Origin of the sequence: Reinekea blandensis MED297, assembly GCF_000153185.1 — a bacterium.
GTDB classification, from domain to species: domain Bacteria; phylum Pseudomonadota; class Gammaproteobacteria; order Pseudomonadales; family Natronospirillaceae; genus Reinekea; species Reinekea blandensis.
On record NZ_CH724150.1, the window covers coordinates 669,732 to 687,876 of the forward strand.

At 51.1% G+C, this 18,145-nt stretch carries 19 protein-coding genes; 13 read left to right on the forward strand and 6 right to left on the reverse strand.

Features of this window, described 5'->3' with window-relative positions; genetic code table 11:
* The 6 genes from MED297_RS08460 to MED297_RS08485 all read left to right on the forward strand — a co-directional run.
* The coding region (locus MED297_RS08460; RefSeq protein ID WP_008044059.1) for a polyamine aminopropyltransferase at positions 1-548 on the forward strand (548 nt) is incomplete at its 5' end.
* An 82-nt stretch (positions 549-630) separates the two neighbouring features.
* Complete coding sequence (locus MED297_RS08465; RefSeq protein WP_008044060.1) at positions 631-1,200, forward strand: HD domain-containing protein; 570 nt, start codon at positions 631-633, stop codon at positions 1,198-1,200.
* Positions 1,201-1,242: 42 nt separating this feature from the next.
* The gene (locus MED297_RS08470; protein WP_008044061.1) at positions 1,243-1,752 is read left to right on the forward strand and encodes an alpha/beta family hydrolase; all 510 of its coding nucleotides are present in this window, start codon (positions 1,243-1,245) and stop codon (positions 1,750-1,752) included.
* Positions 1,753-2,098: 346 nt separating this feature from the next.
* A complete protein-coding gene (locus MED297_RS08475; RefSeq protein WP_008044062.1) occupies positions 2,099-2,986 on the forward strand; it encodes a hypothetical protein in 888 nt (295 codons plus the stop codon).
* A gap of 95 nt (positions 2,987-3,081) precedes the next feature.
* A complete protein-coding gene (locus MED297_RS08480) occupies positions 3,082-3,489 on the forward strand; it encodes a hypothetical protein (protein WP_154650879.1) in 408 nt (135 codons plus the stop codon).
* The gene (locus tag MED297_RS08485; RefSeq protein WP_008044063.1) at positions 3,486-3,941 is read left to right on the forward strand and encodes a hypothetical protein; all 456 of its coding nucleotides are present in this window, start codon (positions 3,486-3,488) and stop codon (positions 3,939-3,941) included. The genes MED297_RS08480 and MED297_RS08485 overlap by 4 nt, the downstream gene beginning before the upstream one ends.
* Positions 3,942-4,731: 790 nt before the next feature.
* On the opposite strand, the gene MED297_RS08495 is transcribed toward MED297_RS08485, so the two are convergent.
* The 5 genes from MED297_RS08495 to lnt form a co-directional block, all read right to left on the reverse strand.
* Positions 4,732-6,003 (reverse strand): branched-chain amino acid ABC transporter permease, encoded by a 1,272-nt coding sequence (locus MED297_RS08495; protein WP_008044064.1) that lies wholly within the window; start codon positions 6,001-6,003, stop codon positions 4,732-4,734.
* Entirely contained in the window at positions 6,003-7,001 is a 999-nt protein-coding gene (locus MED297_RS08500; protein WP_008044065.1) for a branched-chain amino acid ABC transporter permease, read from the reverse strand. The genes MED297_RS08495 and MED297_RS08500 overlap by 1 nt, the downstream gene beginning before the upstream one ends.
* Positions 7,002-7,020: 19 nt before the next feature.
* Positions 7,021-7,725 (reverse strand): ABC transporter ATP-binding protein, encoded by a 705-nt coding sequence (locus MED297_RS08505; protein ID WP_008044066.1) that lies wholly within the window; start codon positions 7,723-7,725, stop codon positions 7,021-7,023.
* A gap of 15 nt (positions 7,726-7,740) precedes the next feature.
* A complete protein-coding gene (locus tag MED297_RS08510) occupies positions 7,741-8,511 on the reverse strand; it encodes an ABC transporter ATP-binding protein (protein ID WP_040556761.1) in 771 nt (256 codons plus the stop codon).
* Positions 8,512-8,776: 265 nt separating this feature from the next.
* Positions 8,777-10,300, reverse strand: a complete 1,524-nt coding sequence (gene lnt / locus MED297_RS08515; protein ID WP_008044068.1) for an apolipoprotein N-acyltransferase — start codon at positions 10,298-10,300, stop codon at positions 8,777-8,779.
* Between the two features lie 170 nt (positions 10,301-10,470).
* Here lnt and MED297_RS08520 point away from each other — a divergent pair, with 170 nt between their 5' ends.
* The 7 genes from MED297_RS08520 to MED297_RS08550 all read left to right on the forward strand — a co-directional run bounded on the left by MED297_RS08520 (position 10,471) and on the right by MED297_RS08550 (position 17,614).
* Entirely contained in the window at positions 10,471-11,364 is an 894-nt protein-coding gene (locus MED297_RS08520; protein ID WP_040556762.1) for a DMT family transporter, read from the forward strand.
* 120 nt (positions 11,365-11,484) lie between these two features.
* A complete protein-coding gene (locus MED297_RS08525; protein ID WP_008044070.1) occupies positions 11,485-12,228 on the forward strand; it encodes an outer membrane lipoprotein-sorting protein in 744 nt (247 codons plus the stop codon).
* Between the two features lie 11 nt (positions 12,229-12,239).
* Positions 12,240-13,469, forward strand: coding sequence for an ABC transporter permease (locus MED297_RS08530; protein WP_040556764.1), 1,230 nt, complete (start codon positions 12,240-12,242; stop codon positions 13,467-13,469).
* Position 13,470: 1 nt separating this feature from the next.
* The gene (locus tag MED297_RS08535) at positions 13,471-14,700 is read left to right on the forward strand and encodes an ABC transporter permease (protein WP_008044072.1); all 1,230 of its coding nucleotides are present in this window, start codon (positions 13,471-13,473) and stop codon (positions 14,698-14,700) included.
* Between the two features lie 9 nt (positions 14,701-14,709).
* Positions 14,710-15,402, forward strand: coding sequence for an ABC transporter ATP-binding protein (locus MED297_RS08540; protein WP_008044073.1), 693 nt, complete (start codon positions 14,710-14,712; stop codon positions 15,400-15,402).
* Entirely contained in the window at positions 15,395-16,543 is a 1,149-nt protein-coding gene (locus tag MED297_RS08545) for a hypothetical protein (RefSeq protein ID WP_154650880.1), read from the forward strand. The genes MED297_RS08540 and MED297_RS08545 overlap by 8 nt, the downstream gene beginning before the upstream one ends.
* A gap of 150 nt (positions 16,544-16,693) precedes the next feature.
* Positions 16,694-17,614, forward strand: coding sequence for a glycosyltransferase family 2 protein (locus MED297_RS08550; RefSeq protein WP_008044075.1), 921 nt, complete (start codon positions 16,694-16,696; stop codon positions 17,612-17,614).
* Here MED297_RS08550 and MED297_RS22295 read toward each other — a convergent pair.
* A partial coding sequence (locus MED297_RS22295) for a hypothetical protein (protein ID WP_008044076.1) occupies positions 17,600-18,145 on the reverse strand: 546 nt, incomplete at its 5' end. The two genes, MED297_RS08550 and MED297_RS22295, sit on opposite strands and share 15 nt — an antisense overlap.

An 18,145-nucleotide genomic window follows, 5' to 3' on the forward strand; every position in this document is an offset into this window, starting at 1 on the left:
CTTGGTCTCAAGCACTCGATGATCGGCCGGCCGATGTGGTTGTGGGTGGTCTCGGTCTCGGTTATACCGCTGTGGCGGCGTTGAAGCATGAAAAGGTACGTGACCTGCTGGTGGTGGAACTGCTGCAGCCGGTGATTGAATGGCATGAACAAGAACGGGTACCGCTGGGTGCTGTGTTGAATGCCGACCCGCGTCAGCGCTATGTTCAGGGCAGTTTTTTTGAGCTGGCGACAGGGGAACCCTGTGGCTTTGACCCTGCGCAGCCCGGTCGGATTTTTGATGCCATTTTACTCGATATCGATCATTCTCCGAGTGCGTTACTTAATGCCGCTAATGCCAGTTTTTATCAGTACGAGTCCTTAAACGCCATGGCACAACAGTTACGTGAACAGGGCGTTTTTGCACTTTGGTCAAATGAACCGCCTGCGGCTGATTTTATGGCCACGCTTGAAAGCGTATTTACTCGCGTGGAGAGCCACATTATTCGATTTTACAACCCGTTTCAAAACAGGGAAGCGACGGCGACGGTGTACGTCGCCATCAAATAGTTGTGGTGAAAAAGCCTTCGCAGACTCAGCGAGAATTGAAAGGTGCAGCAGGTATGTTTTGTCACGAAAGGAGCGTGTTTTGATGACCCCAGACTTTTCAATTCTGTATGAACTCGATCGATTAAAGTCGATCAAGCGTCGCTCCTATGTGACGACTGATGCCCGCAATGAAAACTCCGCCGAACACAGTTGGCACCTGGCCATGGCGCTGTGGAGTGTTGAACGGCAATTGCCCGAAGACCTCGACCGGATGAAACTGTTTAAGATGGCCCTGTGTCATGACGTCTGTGAAATCGTCGCCGGCGATGTCTGTGCATACGACCGAGCCCCCGAGCAAACGGAAAAAGAACGGGCCTATCTGGAATCGTTACGGCAGCGCTCGCCTGTGCTGGGTGACGAGATTTTGCAGCTCTGGCAGGAATACGAACAGGGTGAAACACCCGAAAGCCAGTGGGTTCGGGTATTCGATAAACTGCTTCCCTTCATGCTGAACATAGCGAGCCAAGGCCAGACCTGGCGAGAGCAGGGCATTACCCAGAGCCGAGTGGTTCAGCACAACGCTTTTATCAAAGACATCGCGCCCGACGTTCACCGTTGGATTAGCAAACAGATTACCCAGGCCGTTACGAACGGCTGGCTTGAAGCAGACTGATCAGACGCACAGGCGAAGGACTTACTGGCAAAGGACCAACATATGAATGCATTACTACTCCCGGGCCGCACGGCCAGCATCCGTAAATGGGCACAGAACCTCACAGAACAACTCGCATCAGCGCTGAATGGCGAGTGCCAATTGCATGAATATCAGTGGTGGCAAGACCCAGACCTGGCACCCGACCCGCTTGCAGAAGTAAACCGTTTGCCCTCAACGTCTGTCGATCTGGTAGTAGCTAAATCGATAGGCACCCTGATAGCCGCCAAAGCATTAACCAGCCATACCCTGAAATGCCAATTAATTGTATTGATTGGCATTCCGGTAAATGGGTTGGATGACGAAGGGCGGGTGCTCCTTCAGGCTCTGTTTCAGGGCCCAGTACCGGTACTGGTAATACAGCAGGAACAGGATATCGCAGGCTCCGCCGAACAGGTTCATGCGCTGTTAACGGATCGGGTTGAGCTTCAGGTCGTGAGCGGCCACGACCATCTTTATTCAGATGTTGATAAGTTGGTTACTTTGATTATGAAGTGGCTTCAATCGGTCTAAATACCGAGTCAAAGATAGAAAACTCCTAAAAGCGTTATTTCATGCGGCTTTTTATGGATATTTCCGTATTTTGCCGCATGTGTGGTAAAAGTCGATAAAGGTGTATCGCACTGAAATGCGTAAATATCAGCAGCCGCTCTACCAAGGGGGTTTCAGACGCAGGAGTATTGCTAGAAAAGCCGCAAGTGCTGTTTTTTTTGGCTATTCAAATTGACGTGGTTAAATAAAGAGCTGATTATGACTTGAGTTGGTGGCAAATAGGGGGATTAACCTTCCCTGTATATGCCGCACCTTAAAAAACCGCGGGAGCGGCATAAGAAAATGTTAACCTTGTAAGGATGCAAATGTGATTAAGAGCAAAATTAAGATCGGCCTTTTCTATTTTGCTGTACTTGCTGGATATCTCTATCGATTCTTCTTCGGCAAACTGCTGGGCATCCTTATTTTATCAATCTTTCTGTATCAAAGCTCCAATTGGCTTTTCGGAACTACACCTTACACCTTCAGTGAATTACTATCTTGGATGGATAAACTTAGTGAAACTAGCAAGATCGCTATCATATCCACTTTGGTTACTGTACTTGGATTTTTCCTAGCGTTTATGTCGTCTCAAGCAAACTGGAAAAACCAAATGTTTGCCGCTATCAAACTAGAAGCTGCAAGTGAAATAGATGAGTTTTTTTCTAAGTATTCGAAACTTGCTACGGATTGTAAAATATATTCGGATGGACTGATTAGCTCATCTAAAGAAATAGCAAATGGTTGCGAAGAAGGCCGTTCTGAGTTCTTGGTTGAATACTACACTGACCAAACAGGAAAATTCATTTCCATTAGAGGTGAATTAAATGCAATGTCCATTGATGTTCATCGCCTAACCTCTAAATACTCATTGGTGTTTTTCTCCTCACCAGGGTTATTTGAAAGTCTAAATTCTGCCACGCGCGCTGTTTCAGAGATATCATCTAAACTTTGGATAAATGTTCCGTTTAAGATATATGAAGACACTGATCCTATTCGATCATATTTATCGCAGATAAGTACCGAAGCATGTGAGGAGCTATCTAAAGTCGTTGAAGACAACCAAATGGAACTCAATTTTTCATCTGGTAAAGTTAAAGGAAACCTTATGTCTTCGGTTGGTGGTTTTAATTTTTGGTATGTCTTCAATCTGTTTAAGCAAGGAAAAAACTTTTCTGCGTCAATTATTGAACGGGACTCTAAGAGAAAAGGTTAACAAGTACGCGCAGTTGATTGGTTACGCTGCGCTCCACCAACAACTGGCGTAAACGTTAGAATTTTGAAAGCTCATGGCAACTAAGGAGCCTAATTTTGGAAAATCAAGTTAGGAATGAGTCTTTACAACTTGATATGAATGTAAGGACTGAGCCTCGCATAAGCTCAATGCAGGAAGATTTTTCACTTTGTGAAGCAGATTACCTGCGTTTGAAGTCAAAAAATTCTCATGCAGAGAGCATTTCGATTGGGTTTTTCTTAACTTCATTGGGCTTCGGAGTAGCTTTCGTAGCCAAATATATTGCTAGCCACATAGATAATACGCCATTCCTATATGAAACATGGGAATGGGTAGCTCCACTCGGAACGGGCATATTCTCAGTTGTAATTTATTTTGCCGTAATTTGGTTTTTTCCTAGTGAGGCCAGAAAAGTTTTCAAAGCAATTGAAGAGCATTTTAGAACGGCTCCTCGAACTCGACATATACAAGGAAGATCGGAATGAAAAATATGGTCGACCTACCTGAGAACTATAAACCGTTTAAGACGTTAGTTTTTTGCTCGAATACTCTAGTAAATGGGAAAGTCCCAATTTCAATATCTGGTGATATTCCAATATTGATTGGCCAAGGTAGTAAGTTAAAAATATGGATCAATTTATTGTCGCAGAATAAATCAGGAAAAACTCGACCCATCGTTAGAGAGAGCTTGTCACTACATCCTCAAGTGCAAATCGATCAAACTCCTGAACGTACCAAAATTTTTGCGAACAAAGAGTTGCTTGTTGAAGTGATAAAGAAATCTAGCAATGAAGCTGATGTAATCCACTTGGACTTAAGGCCAATTGGAATTTCTATCTTTGGAGACAAAGACGGATTAAATGTCGGCAATCAGACAATGTCGGGGAATACTTTCTCTAATGTAGATTGTATGGTGGGTATTGATGCTAGCCACTAGAATTCTAACAAGTGCATGTTGTCGGATTGGTTTTTCGCTGCGCTTCAAACCAACCGCACAATCAAAGGGGTCAGAATCGTTGATTTTGATTTTTCAGGATACTGAAGCTGAAGGTGAGTAAGCGGATGGTAGTAATGGACTGGTATTAAGGGCTGGTGCATTGCACGAGCGAATGCATCACAGAAGAGCCCGGTGCGGAAAACCAAAGGGGTCAGAGTCTTTGATATTAAGTGAGGAAATATGGCTAGCAAAGAGGATTTACCTGATTGGGTCGTAGAAGCCCTAAGCGACCATGGTGGAAGCGCCCGTTTAATAGATGTTGCGAAGCATATCTGGAAGCATCGTGAATCTGAGCTTCGAGCCTCCGGCGATCTGTTTTACAAATGGCAATACGATATGCGGTGGGCCGCAAATCAATTGCGCCGTACAGGTAGAATGAAAGACGCTAATGTTTCACCAACAGGAGTTTGGGAGCTTTCATAGGTCTATTGCTTGCCTGTGCCAAGCATTCAACAAGTATAGGGTTTCGAAAAATTACTCGCTGCATTCGTAATTAGTCGCAGCTACAAGAGTTAATCGAAATCACGCAGGGCATTCTATTGGGCAAAGCTTTTCTTATAGAAGAGAAGGATTTACATCTCCTTTCAGCCCATTTTGACTCGATAACCTCCTGAGTATTTGGAATAAAAAATCAATTGAGCCTGTTTAATGATGTATCAGGAAGGGTCAGGAACATAAAAAAGCCAGCAAACGCTGGCTTTTTAAAACATCTTATTTCAAACAGTCCACATCACTCGTGATGATGCGCAACCCGTTCCGGTATCACCCCTTTCGGCGCATAGCGCAGCACCAAAGTAATGGTGAGTCCAATCACAAAGACCCGAGCCTGCAATGCCCGGCTGTCCAGATCGCCCGGTGCTTCCCAGCCAAACCAGGCGTCACCCAGGTTGCGAATCACATCGAACACCCACAAGGCGACCGGTTCAGACATCGTCCACAGAATATAAACGAAAACGGCACCAAACAAGGTACCCAGGTTGTTGCCGGCACCGCCCAGAATCACCATCACCCAGATCAGGAAGGTGTGGTTCAGCGGGATATAACCGGAGGGGTCAAAAATACCGTTGAAGGAACCCAGCACGGCACCGCCAATGCCCATCAGGATGGCGCCAAACACAAACACTTCCAGGCGGCGCTTGTTGACGTTTTTACCCATCGCCAGCGCTGAGGTTTCATTGTCGCGAATCGCGCGCAGCATACGGCCCCAAGGGGCGTTGTATGCGCGGGTGAGCAGGAAGAAGATCACCACAATCATCAACGCGGTCAACGACAGATACAGCGCACGAGCCATCACAAAGCCAAGCTCCGCCGGGCCGGGCGTTGGCCACGGCAGTGGCGATACGGTCAGCGTACCGCGCGTCAGCCAGTCGGCATTCTTCAGGAACGCTTTTATGATTTCTGCGATACCCAGCGTGGCAACGGCGAGGTAGTCACTGCGCAAGCCAAGGCAGATGTGACCGATGAAGTAGGCGATGCCGCCCGCCACCAGGCCACCAAACACCCAGCCAATCCAGACTGGCAAGCCAAAGCCACCAATGAAGCCGACTTCCGATTCAATGGCGCCAGCCACCGGATCGAGCGAGTTCATAAACACAATGTAGGTGATGGCGATGAGGATCAACGTGATCAGGCGTCGCACATTCTGACGCACGCCAAACCGACCCAACTGCATAGAGCCGACAATCAGCACAATGCCGATGAGCAGCTTCAGGAACACGCTGCCCAAGTCCGATGCCAGGCCCGAGCCCCAGAAGTCTTCATTCACCGGGTAGCTGAACAGCATGGTTAAAAAGGCACCAATGGCCAGGAAGCCCATGATGCCGGCATTGAACAGGCCAGCGTATCCCCATTGAATGGTCAGGCCGAGGGCAATAATGGCATAACAGGACGCTTCAACCAGCATACGGGTTGAGTACGCCATGCCCATGAACGACATGACCAGCAGGATTAAAGCAAATAAGCCAGAAAAGAGAATGATTTCGCGTTTGTAGTCAGCCAGCATCAGATCACCTTCCCTTTCAGAATACCGGTTGGACGAAGCACCAGAATGGCAATCAGAATAAAGAACGGAACCGTAATCTTATATTCTGTCGGCACCAGCGCCATGCTGCGGGGCAGGTCCCATTCCATCGCTCGTGCAAGCGGTCTCAACACCACCGCCCAGTTGAACACGGCCAGCGATTCGGCAAAACCAACCACAAAGCCACCCAGCACCGCGCCGTACACGTGACCGACACCGCCGACAATGGCCGCCGCGAAAATAGGCAGCAGCAGGTTAAAACTCAGGTCGGGTTTCAGGGCAACATCGAGTGACAGCAGCGTACCGGCCGCAGCACACAGGCTGCCGGCAATCACCCAGGTGACAATAACAACCACATTCACGTTAATGCCAGAAACTCGGGCCAGATCGGCATTGTCCGACATCGCACGCATGGCTTTACCCAAACGGGAGCGCGTCAGGAAGTAGTGCAGGGAGACCACCGCAATAATGGTAAACAGGAACAACAGCAACTGAGGTTCGGTAATCACAATTTTGCGTGACGCCAGTTCCCAGGGCAGGTCGATGCGGAAGATCTCTTTGCGGTCATCCACGAACAGGTTACGGGAGCCAGTCCCGGCGAACAAACGCACCAGCCCCTGCAGCATAAAGGTCACACCCAGCGAGGCCATCACCAAGACAATCGGCTTCACGTTGTGTTCGCGCAGTGGCTTGTAAAACGCTTTGTCGATGCCGACGGCAATCAGGCTGGTCAATACCATCGCAATCGGCAGCATGACAAACGCCGTGGGTAACCCGACCGCCGGACCGACTCCGGGAAACATCACAGTTAGAAAGAAGGTGACAAAGGCACCGGTGGTCATCAGGTCGGCGTGCGCAAAGTGCGCAAACCGCAGGATGCTGAAAATCAGCGTCACCCCGATGGCGCCCATCGCGTAGATGGCGCCGATGACCGCACCGGAGATCACCACTGAGTTAAATAGAAAAATGAATTCGTTCACGTTGTAATTCTCCTGTCCGTTAGCCGCCGAGGAAGCTTTTAGCGACTTCCGGATCGTTGAGCAGGTTTTCACCGGTGTCTGTAAAACGATTGCGACCGGCCGCCAGAACAAAGCCTTTATGGGCAATATTCAGCGCCTGTTTCGCGTTTTGTTCGACCATCAGAATGCCGACTCCTTCGCGGTTAACCGCGACCACCCGGTCAAAAATCTCGTTCATGTACAGTGGCGACAAGCCAGCGGTAGGTTCGTCCAGCAGCAGTACTTTGGGTTCGATCATCAGTGCGCGACCCATCGCGACCATCTGACGTTGACCACCGGAGAGTTCGCCAGCGGGCTGGTAGCGCTTGTCTTTGAGGTCCGGGAAGTAGTGGTAGACCGCTTCCAGCGTGCCTTTGTAGCTGTCTTTGCGCAGAAAGGCGCCCATTTCCAGGTTTTCTTCCACGGTCAGGGAGACAAAGACGTTTTTTTCCTGTGGAACAAACGCCATGCCGTGTTTGACCAGGGTGTTCGGATCGGCATTGGTGATGTCTTCACCATTGAGCTCAATCGAGCCCTCACTGATGTGCAGCAGTCCGAAAATGGCTTTCAGGGACGTCGACTTACCCGCACCGTTCGCCCCGACAATGACACCGATTTCGCCAGAGTCGATCGACATGTTGATGCCGTTGAGAATGTTCATACCGCCATAGCCGGCATGGATGTTTTTTGTTTCTAGAATGGCCATGAAAACTCCAACCGATCAGGCGACATCGCTGCCGAAATAAGCTTCAATCACTTTAGGGTTATTCTGAATGTCTTCGATCTGCCCTTCGACCATGACACTGCCTTGCGCCAATACGATGACCGGATCGCACAGTTTCGCGATCATGTCCATGTCGTGTTCGATGACCAGAAAGGTCACACCCAGATCGCGGTTCATGCGCAGGATGTTGTCGGTCAGATCTTTCAGAAGCGTTCGGTTGACCCCGGCGGCGACTTCATCAAGCAGCACGACTTTAGCGTCGGTCATCATGGTTCGGCCGAGTTCCAGCAGCTTTTTCTGACCGCCAGACAGGTTGCCGGCCAGTTCGTTCTTAACATGGTCAAGACCGATATAGTTGATGACTTCCAGGGCTTTGGTTCGGTTGGCGGCTTCCTGTTCACGGATTGCACCGGGTTTGAACCAGGTGTTAAACAGGCTTTCACCGGCCTGATGAGAAGGGACCATCATCAGGTTTTCCAGTGCCGTCATGTGGGAAAATTCGTGTGCAATTTGAAAGGTTCGTAGCAGACCTTTATCAAAAAGCTGGTTGGCTGCCAGGTTTGTCACATCTTCACCATCCAGAATGATGCTTCCGGAATCGAGCGGGAAAGTCCCCGCAATGATATTAAAAATGGTGGATTTACCAGCGCCATTGGGGCCGATCATGCCCGTAATGGAGCCTTTTTCGATGTTAAAACAGCAGTCATTGATGACTTTCAGGCGGCCGAACGCCTTCTCGACGTTCCTGACCTCGATCATAGATGACATTTTTTTTGACTCTCCACTTGCAAGTCACACAGACCGGCGATCTGCCGACTGTGCCCAAGGTGGTTTTTGTTGAACCCGTCGTGAGCTGTTTACTCCGCGGATTTCCTTTTTAGTCCGTATCCGGCCGGTGCTGACCCACTGGGGCGCACAGACTCAGTACGAAAGTTGTAATGGGCACCGAGTGTACCCATTCTGAGGAATAAGGTCAGCTTATTCAGGGTGAAAAAAGCCGAAGAAGACGTATTTTTGTAACAAAACCAACAGGTTATGTTGATCTAACGCTGTTTTTCCGCCAGTTCAGAATGAACAGTATGAGCAGCGCCCCGCCACTGAGCCAGATGACCAACGCTCGTGGCAATGTCTGAAACGGGGTCCGATTCTGGCTGAGTGTCATCTCGCCAATCAGCTCGGCGGACACAAACTGGTCGGTACGCTGAACAATGCGGCCATTGGCATCAATGAGGGCGGAAATGCCGTTTTGGGTCGCCCGGAGAATAGGGCGGCCGTTTTCGATGGCCCGCATTTGGGTGATCTGCAAGTGTTGATGAGGCCCCAGCGAATCGCCAAACCAGGCATCGTTACTGACAACGGTAATCAACCCCGCATCGCGGGCCAGTTGCCGGACCAGCCCCGGGTATGCGGCTTCATAGCAAATGACCGGGGCGGCAAAATAGGGTTGGCCGGCCACTTCGAAGGGAATGGGGGCCTGAGGCTCACCGGCGGGAATCATCGTCGACATGGGCAGATCAAAAAACGCAATCAGGCCGCGCAGCCAGTTCTCAAGGGGCACGTATTCGCCAAACGGCACTAGGTGCTGTTTGCGATACTCGCCGCTGGCCTGACCGTAACCGCGCATGGCATTAAAGTAGCGGCCGTCTTCCTGCGTCAGGGTGCCGGTAATAATGGCCTGATCCCGGTTTTTCCCAAGTGTATCGATTTGCGATAAGAAGTAGGGGATTTTATCGGGTAGTCGGGTCATGGCAGCTTCCGGCCACAAGACCAGATCGACGTTTTTCATCCTGGTAATGGAATCGCCATAGAACTCAAGCGTCGGGCGCTGTTGTGCGGCTGACCATTTCACGCGCTGATCAATGTTGCTCTGCACGGCGGCGACTTCAAGAACGCCGGCGCTGTCGACCCAGCTACTGGCCGGTCGCAGAATGCCGACCGTGACAGAGCCAACGAGCAGCAGAACCACAGCCACAACCTGGCCCAGCGCTTTGCGGCGATCGCCAGAGCGGATCTGTAAAAACGCCGACAAACCCAATGCCGAACTGACGGCCAAAATCAGACTGAGACCGTAGATCCCAACGATGGCCGCGAGTTGGCCAATTGGAAGGTCAGTAAAGGCATAACCCGCGTAAAGCCACGGCATGCCGGTCAGAAACCATTCGCGGAACCACTCATTGAGGACCCACCACAATGGCGCGACCAGGAGCAGTGCCCAAGGCAGTTGCCGTAAAAACCGACCATAAAACCAGCCCTGAAAGGCATGAAAGAGGGCCATCAGCAAACAGAAACCGCCGGTCAGAATAAGGGCCAACCAGATTGGCGTATCAACGGTTTGCATACTGCCGTAGATCCAGGAAACACCCAGACCAAAATAGCCGACGCCGAATAACCAGCCGAACCAGGCGCTTTCTTTGGCTGAGCGGGCGATGTGCTGCAGATAGAAGAAACCACCGACGCCGACGAACATCAACGGCCAGAAGTTAAATGGAGCCAATGACAGTGGAACGGCAATCCCCGCCAGAATCGCAGAAAGGCTGAGCAGCCAAGATGTTTTCATAGTTTTCAGTCTGTTCCTTTAGATCCAGCGGCGAAGATAACCCGAACTCGATAACCTAAACAATCTTGATTTGTCTCAGTTGTGCGCGTCATCTGACACAAAAGCAGGATGGCATTGGGTTTCGATTCCGCGTACGGTACGCGCCTGATCCCTCTGGCGGTGCTTTCCTGATGACGTTTAACAATGGTCTGGCCATCCTGATTCTCATGTTTGCTTCAACGCTGTTTGCCGGTAATCACGTCGCGGCCCGGCTGGCGTTTGATGATGGTGCCGGGTTAATTGTTGCACTGCTGGCGCGAAGCCTGATGGCCTGTTTGATCATGTTCAGTCTGGCCAGAGTCAACCGAATCTCCTTTCGTATACCGGCCTCGCTGCGGTGGCGGCAGTGGTTTTTGGGGTTCCTGATTGCCGGGCAGAGCTTTGCACTTTATAGCGCTGTGGCCCGCGTGCCGGTTGCTGTGGCTCTGTTGCTGGTGAATACCTGGCCGGTTTATTACATCGTGCTCGGTTGGTTGACGGGGCGGGAAGTGTTTCGGCTGCCGCTGGCGATGATGATGGCCTTAATTTTAATCGGCTTAACGCTGGTGCTGAATCTTCCACAGATGATTTCAGAAACGATGGTTCTGGATGATCAATGGTGGATTGGAATCGGTTTCGGATTGTTGTCAGCGATGCTGCTGTGCACGGCAATGTGGCAGACCAACATGCATTTGGCGGAGCTTCCGGGTTCTGTCCGCAGCTTTTACACCATGCTGATCGTCTTCGTCTCAATGCTGGGCCTGGGCCTGACCGGGATTTTGCCGGGGTCGTTTACCTTGCCAGAATCGACGGCGGGTTTCTGGGCCATCGGTGCTTTGGCTTTGTTGTATGGCATCGCTTCGACGGTCCTCTTCGTGCTGGCCCCTCGCTTAAACATGTCCCGTAATTCTCCGGTGCTTAACTTCGAGCCGGTGGCCTCGCTGGGGCTCGGTTTCCTGTTCTTGCAGCAGTTTTTGCAACCTCTGCAGCTGGTTGGTGGCGGGCTTGTCGTCATTGGCATCGTTGCCATTGGTTTGCTGAAGTAACTTTACCTGGGTGGAATCATGACAGATGTCATGACCTTCCTGCCTTTGCTTAAGTTTGCCCGACGGCACTGTTAAATTAGTGGCTGACTGTTAGCCAATTATTTCAGTGGAGGATGAGCGATGTCGAAAGTGTTATTTGCCGGTGTACTCAGTGCCGCTTTGGTTGCGGGGGCGGCCTTGGCGGAGTCGGACCCCGAAGCCGTTGAACTGCTTGAGAAAGTCGACAACCTCTATCAACAAGATAACTCCTATGCCGTGATGACCATGGACATTCAGACGCCGGACTTTGAGCGGTCCATGACGTTGGAGTCCTGGTCCATCGGGCTGGATTACTCGTTGGTGCGGGTGTTGGAGCCCAAAAAAGAAGAGGGCGTCGCCACGCTGAAGCGGGAAGATGACATGTGGAATTACCTGCCCAAGATTCGCAAGGTTCTCAAAGTGCCGCCTTCCATGATGATGGGCAGCTGGATGGGATCTGACTTCACCAACGATGATTTAATGCGCGAAGGTTCCTGGGTGGAAGAGTTCGACGTCACGCTCAGTGAAACCGAAGACCTTTATACGCTCGATTTAAACGCCAAGCCCGAGACCGTGACTGTTTGGGGGCAGATGCAAATCGACATCGATACAGAATCGCTCTTGCCCGTCAGCCAACGTTACTTTGATGAAGACGGTACTTTAATGCGAGAGATGCTGTTTAAAGAGGTGAAAACCTTCGACGGTGTCACGTTGCCATCGGTGATGGAGCTGAACCCGCTTAACAAACCCGGCCATCAGACCCGGGTGACGTATCAGGAGATGTCATTCGACGTCGACATCGATGAAGACTTCTTCACGTTGCAGAATCTGCGTCGTTCGCGATAGGAGAGCACGTCATGCTAATGCTCAAATTGGCTTTCCGAAATATTCTGCGTAACAAGCGTCGGACGATCCTGACCATGCTGAGTATGTTCGGTGGCTATGTGCTTTTGACGTTGTCGATTTCTGTCCAGAATGGCAGCTACGTTCAGGTGATTGATTTCTTTACCCGGGACTCAACCGGGCATGCGCAAATCAGCGAGGTCGGCTATCAGGATAAACCGACGTTGTATAAGTCCGTCCCGGAAACGACCGATTTTTATCAGCAGCTGATGCAGGTTGACGGTGTGCAGCGGGCAACGCCGAGAATCGTCAGCAGCGCACTGGCTTATGGTGAAACCAAAAGTTTCCCCGTTCAGGTGATTGGCGTGGACGTCGAAAAAGAAGCGCGGATGTCCTTTCTGGAAGAAAAAGTAAAGACCGGACAGTATCTTGAAGTCGGTCCTGACAGCGACGGTTATTACTCAGCTTTGATTGGCGCAGCCGTCGCCCGTCAGTTGTCGCTTGAGATGGGGGACGAACTGATCCTGATTTCACAAGGGGCCGATGGGTCAATGGCGAATGACCTTTATCGGGTTGTCGGTGTTGTGGGCTCTACCGAAGGTGCGGAAGCGCGCAATGTCTATTTGCCCTTAGCCGCGGCTCAGTCCTTTTTTGTCATGCCGGAGCAGGCGCATTATTGGGCGGTATTAACGTCTGACTACGAACGCAGCGACCAGCTGTCGCAACGCCTGAACAGCTGGCTGGATGGGGACTCTGAGTTGGAAGCCGTGACCTGGAAAGTGGTCTCCAAAGAGTTTTACGAAACCATGAAAGCCGACGTGGAAGGTGGCTACGTGGCCTACTACATCATCATTTTTCTGGTGTGCATTGGGGTGTTGAATACCGTGCTGATGTCTGTGTTGGAACGGACCGGTGAGTTCGGTGTTTTAAAAGCCATTGGTACGTCACCCGGGCGGGTGTTTACGTTGATCGTGACCGAAACGTTGATGCTGGCGGTGCTGTCCTGTTTGGCGGGCCTGATTGTTGCCATGCCAATCAACTATTACCTGGCGGCGGTTGGTTTTGTCCTTCCCGAACCTATGGAAGTATCCGGCGTCATTATGTCGCACATGAAAGGCTTATGGGATGTGAAAACCTTTATGGAGCCGGCTTTGATCGTCATCGGATCGGCCGCGCTGATTTCACTGTTCCCGGCCCGCCGTGCAGCCAAAATTGTACCGGTTGATGCCATGAGGAGTCTGTAAAATGGGACTGACCTGGAAGTTGGCATTACGCAACATCTTGCGTAATAAGCGCCGAACCACGTTGACGTTGTTATTGATCAGCATGACCTTGGCTATTTTGATTTTTACCGACGGCTACATGAGAGCGATGAGCGATGTCATGGTGCGTTCGGCGACCCGTTTGTATCCCGGCGATGGTCAGATTCATCACGTCGACTATCTCGCTGAACGAGACGGTGAAAAAGTCATATCTGACGTCGATGGGCATCTGCAACGGTTGCAATCGACTGAGCAGATCGCCAGTTACAGTCCGCGCGCGATGGATTTTGCCATGGTGTCCAGTTCGGCAAATAACCTGGCGGTTCAGTTGGTGGGGATCGATCCGCAACTGGAAGCCGGGGTATCCAAGCTTGAGTCGAGTTTGGTGCAAGGGGAGTACCTGTCTTCGCAAGGCCGTTCTCAGCAGATTATGATCGGCCGGCCATTAGCCGAACTGCTTGAAGTTGATTTAGGCGACCGCTTAGTTGTATCGGTCAATAACTATGAAATCGACAGCGTTGATCAGAGACTCTTTCGGGTCAGTGGTATTTTTCAGCTGAACTCGAAGTTTTATGACGAAGCCCTGATCTTTGTGCCGCTGGCAAGTGCGCAGGAAATGATGGGCATCGGATCGAATGTTCATGAAATTGCGTTTAACTTTGTCGACGAGTCGCTGTCGTCCGATGAATCATTAGCGCTCTGGTCTGAACTGTCCGGTCCGCAAACGATCGCTGAAGGTTGGACCACGTTGATGCCAGACCTTGCGACCATGATTGGTCTGATGGATTACAGCATGCTCATTGTTGCCACCATTCTGTTTGTGGTCGCCATTTTAGGGGTGATCAACGCGATGTTTATGTCCATTTATGAACGTACTTACGAGTTCGGCGTGGTGTTGGCCATCGGTACCCGGCGCAGTAGTCTGTTTGTGTTGATCATGGCCGAAGGGCTGATGCTGGCATTGATCAGCCTGGTGTTGGGATCGATTCTTGGTGCGATTGCTGTTGAGATCACCGGAGCCGTTGGCATCGACTACGGCAATATGGATATTTCCGGTGTCGCACTGGCCGAAGTTTTGCGACCGGAAATCACCATTGGACAGTTTACCGAATTACCGTTCTCCGTCTTTGTGATGACAATGGTAGCCAGCCTTTACCCCGCGTTGCATGCCGCACGCATCGTGCCGGCGCAGGCACTGCATAAAAGTTTATAGGAGATTGCCATGAAACCGGTTATTGAAACCCGAGAGCTTTGTCGCTTTTATGGCGCAGGGGACACACTCGTCAAGGCGCTGGATGATGTCAATATTCGAATCGATCCAGGTGAATTTACCGCCATTGTGGGACCGTCGGGCTCTGGTAAATCGACCTTGCTGCAACAGATCGGTGGGTTGGATATTCCAAACCACGGCAAAGTCCTGCTGAAAGACAAACCCATATCTGAAATGAGCGGTAAGGAGCTGTCCGACTTTCGTCGCGACCACATTGGTTTTATTTTTCAGGCTTACAATCTGATTCCCGTGTTAAGCGCCGCGGAGAACTGTGAGTACATCATGTTGTTGCAGGGCATTCCCGCTGCTGAACGTCGTGAGCGAGTACTGAGTATGTTGGCGCAAGTTGGCTTGGAAGGGCGGGAAGATCGGTTACCCGGGCAGCTGTCCGGCGGTCAGCAACAGCGCGTTGCTGTGGCTCGCGCGATGGTCAGTCAACCCGACATCATCCTGGCTGACGAGCCTACGGCAAACCTCGACTCGCAAACAGGCATGGAACTGTTAGACATGATGCACGACCTGAACCGGAACGAAGGCATGACCTTTGTGTTTTCAACACACGATCCGAAAATCATGGAGCGCGCCTCACGGTTGATTTATGTGGAAGACGGCAAGGTGATTCGTGAGGAAACCCGCAATGGTTAGACGTTGGCGAGCCCTGCCTATGCTCTTGCCGGTACTGACGCTGCCGGCCTGGGGCTTTGAGCTGTCGACCACTACGGATGTATCGGCTCAGGTGACGGGTGCGCACTACACTCAAGATGCGTCGCTGCCCGCAGAGTTTTCCGGACCGGATTATCAGATGACCGGGTTGCTGTCTGTCGACTGGAATGTACGGGCGTCGATAACCTCGTCTCTGGATGTAGAAACGCGCTATGGTCTGGCGGCGATCAGCGAACTGGATCAGGCAGGGCAGGCTGATGCCGTTAATGACAGCGCCGATTATCGACTGGACGATCTGCCAACCGATCTCGACCCTGAGTTTCGGCAGCGATTGGATCGATTGAATCTGCGTTGGTACAGCCCGTTCGGGGATTATGTGCTCGGACGACAGGCTATCAGCTTCGGGCAGGCCCGAATCTTTTCTCCGGTTGATGTGGTTCAACCGGCGTCGGTTACCGAGGTTAACAATGCTTATCGCCCCGGTGTTGATGCATTGCGCGGCACCTGGTTGCTTGGCGCGGTATCGGAGTTGGACGTCGGCTATGTGTTTGGTGACGATCAGGTCGCCTTTGCGCGTCTGAAGGCGTACCTGGCTGGTATGGATTGGGAGCTGATCGGGCTTGAGATTAACGGGGATCATCAGCTGTTGTCGTTGGGCACCACGGGCGCTGTCGGCACCGTCGGCTGGTGGCAGGAAACCAGCTGGTTGAATGGTCCTGATCAGGAGGGGATCCGATCGACGGTTGGTCTGGATGCGACCTGGTTTGATGACCTCTATGTTTTTTCTGAGTTGCACTATAACGGTTTAGGGCAGGATCAATCCTACCTGAATAACCTGACTCAAAGCTGGTATCAATTAGGTGCGGTTCAGCCTTGGGGACAATGGTATTTAAGTCTGCAGGGGCAGTATCCGGTGAATGTGTTGACGCAGCTTTCCGCCGGCGTTACCACCAACCTGAACGATGGCTCATCGCTGCTTCATACCAGTGTGGCCTACGACGCTTCGCAATCGTTGTCCGTTCAGGTGAATGCATTGGGGCCAGTCGCGATGGACACTGGGTTAGAGCATGAGTACAGCCTTTATCCATTTGCGGTTGAACTTCGGCTGGATTGGACGTTCTGATCTTTACCGTCAAATGAAGGATTATTTGACGGATGTCAGGATGCGTCTCTGTAACAAGAGTGATAGTGACGGCGCTGACCTGGCGTAGCTAACTGACACAGAACTGTCACTTTCCAATGGCACACTGAAGGTCTGAAAAGGAGTTCAGCTGTGTTGATATCTGTCATTCTTTGTACCTATAACAATGCCGATTCTTTAAAAAAGACGCTCATCGGATTGATGCAAAATGTGGATGCCTCATTGTGTGAGGTGATAGTGGTGGATAATAATTCATCCGACCACACGGCGGCTGTTTTAAACGAGTTTGCTGACCGCTTTCCCTTCCCGTTTCTGCATTTGTTTCAGCCTGAACAGGGGCTTTCCCACGCCAGAAACACCGGGCTTGCCGCAGCTACCGGCGAGTATGTGTTGTTTACCGACGACGATGCAGAGATTACCGATACCTGGTTGTCTCGTTATCAATCAGAAATTCAGTCACATGAGCCGGACTGTCTGTTCAGTCGTATTGATGTGATTTGGGATCAGCCGAAACCGGCTTGGTTTCGTCCGGAGTATCTGCCGTTTTTTGTATACCTGAACTATGGTGATGATCCTTTGATGATTTCAGACATTCATCATGAGTTTTTTGGTAAAAACTTTTGTGTTCGGACGGCTCTGCTCCGTCAAATGGGTGGTTTCGATCCGGCTTTGGGGCGCTGTGGTGATCGGTTAGTCGCGGGAGAAGAGACGCTGATTTACCGTAAACTCGTAGCGCAAAAAAGAACCATTCGTTATTTTCCGGATGCGCCTGTCGGTCACCGGCTTAAAGCACGGGAATATCAGTCTGATAATATCCGTAAGCTGTTCGTCGATTCGGCATACACGGGTTTTCGGCTCGCGAAAGCGCTCGGACACCGGTCGTTTGCCGGACGACCTTTGTATCCCTTAAAAGAAGCCATGATGGGTTTGCCCGTTTCTCTGTGGCAGCGCTTGTGTTTGGCCGGGCAGCACAAAGCGGATGGTTTCAGCCTGCCGTATCTGAAAACACTAAAGCATTTGAAAACCTGTGAGCTTTGGTTAAAGAACCTCTAGTTGCGTCAGCAATACCAGCTCACAGGCGCCATCGCCGGTATCCTGTCTCGTTAATGAACTGACCCAGTGCCAGCCATCTTCCGCGTCCGCACGAACCAATCGCCCCTCTATTCGTATGTTCTGACCGACTTTTAGTGCCTTCAGCTGGCTAAGAATGGCTTTGCTGGCAGGAATCATGTGCATGTTGGCGCTGCTGGTTTCAATTTCCCGACGTGGAATCGGGTAGCGGTCTGTCGACCAGTAATACCAACGGTTGGATTGGCGAATCCGAATCGATTCCAGTACCGAATCGTCGGCCATACGGTTCCAACCCAGGGCCAGGTCCATCGGGGAAAGCTCTGATTCTCGACCAAAACGATAGTTTTTAATCCCCAGTATCTTGGCTTGCAGTTCAAAAGGGGCCAGAGAGGTGAGTTGGTAGTCACCATAGGCAATCTGAGCATGGCTCTGTTCTGTCGGGTCTGCCGTGAACACGGGTGGGTCTGTTGGGGTGGGATTGTCTTTTAAAACCATCGTGCAGCGACGACGATC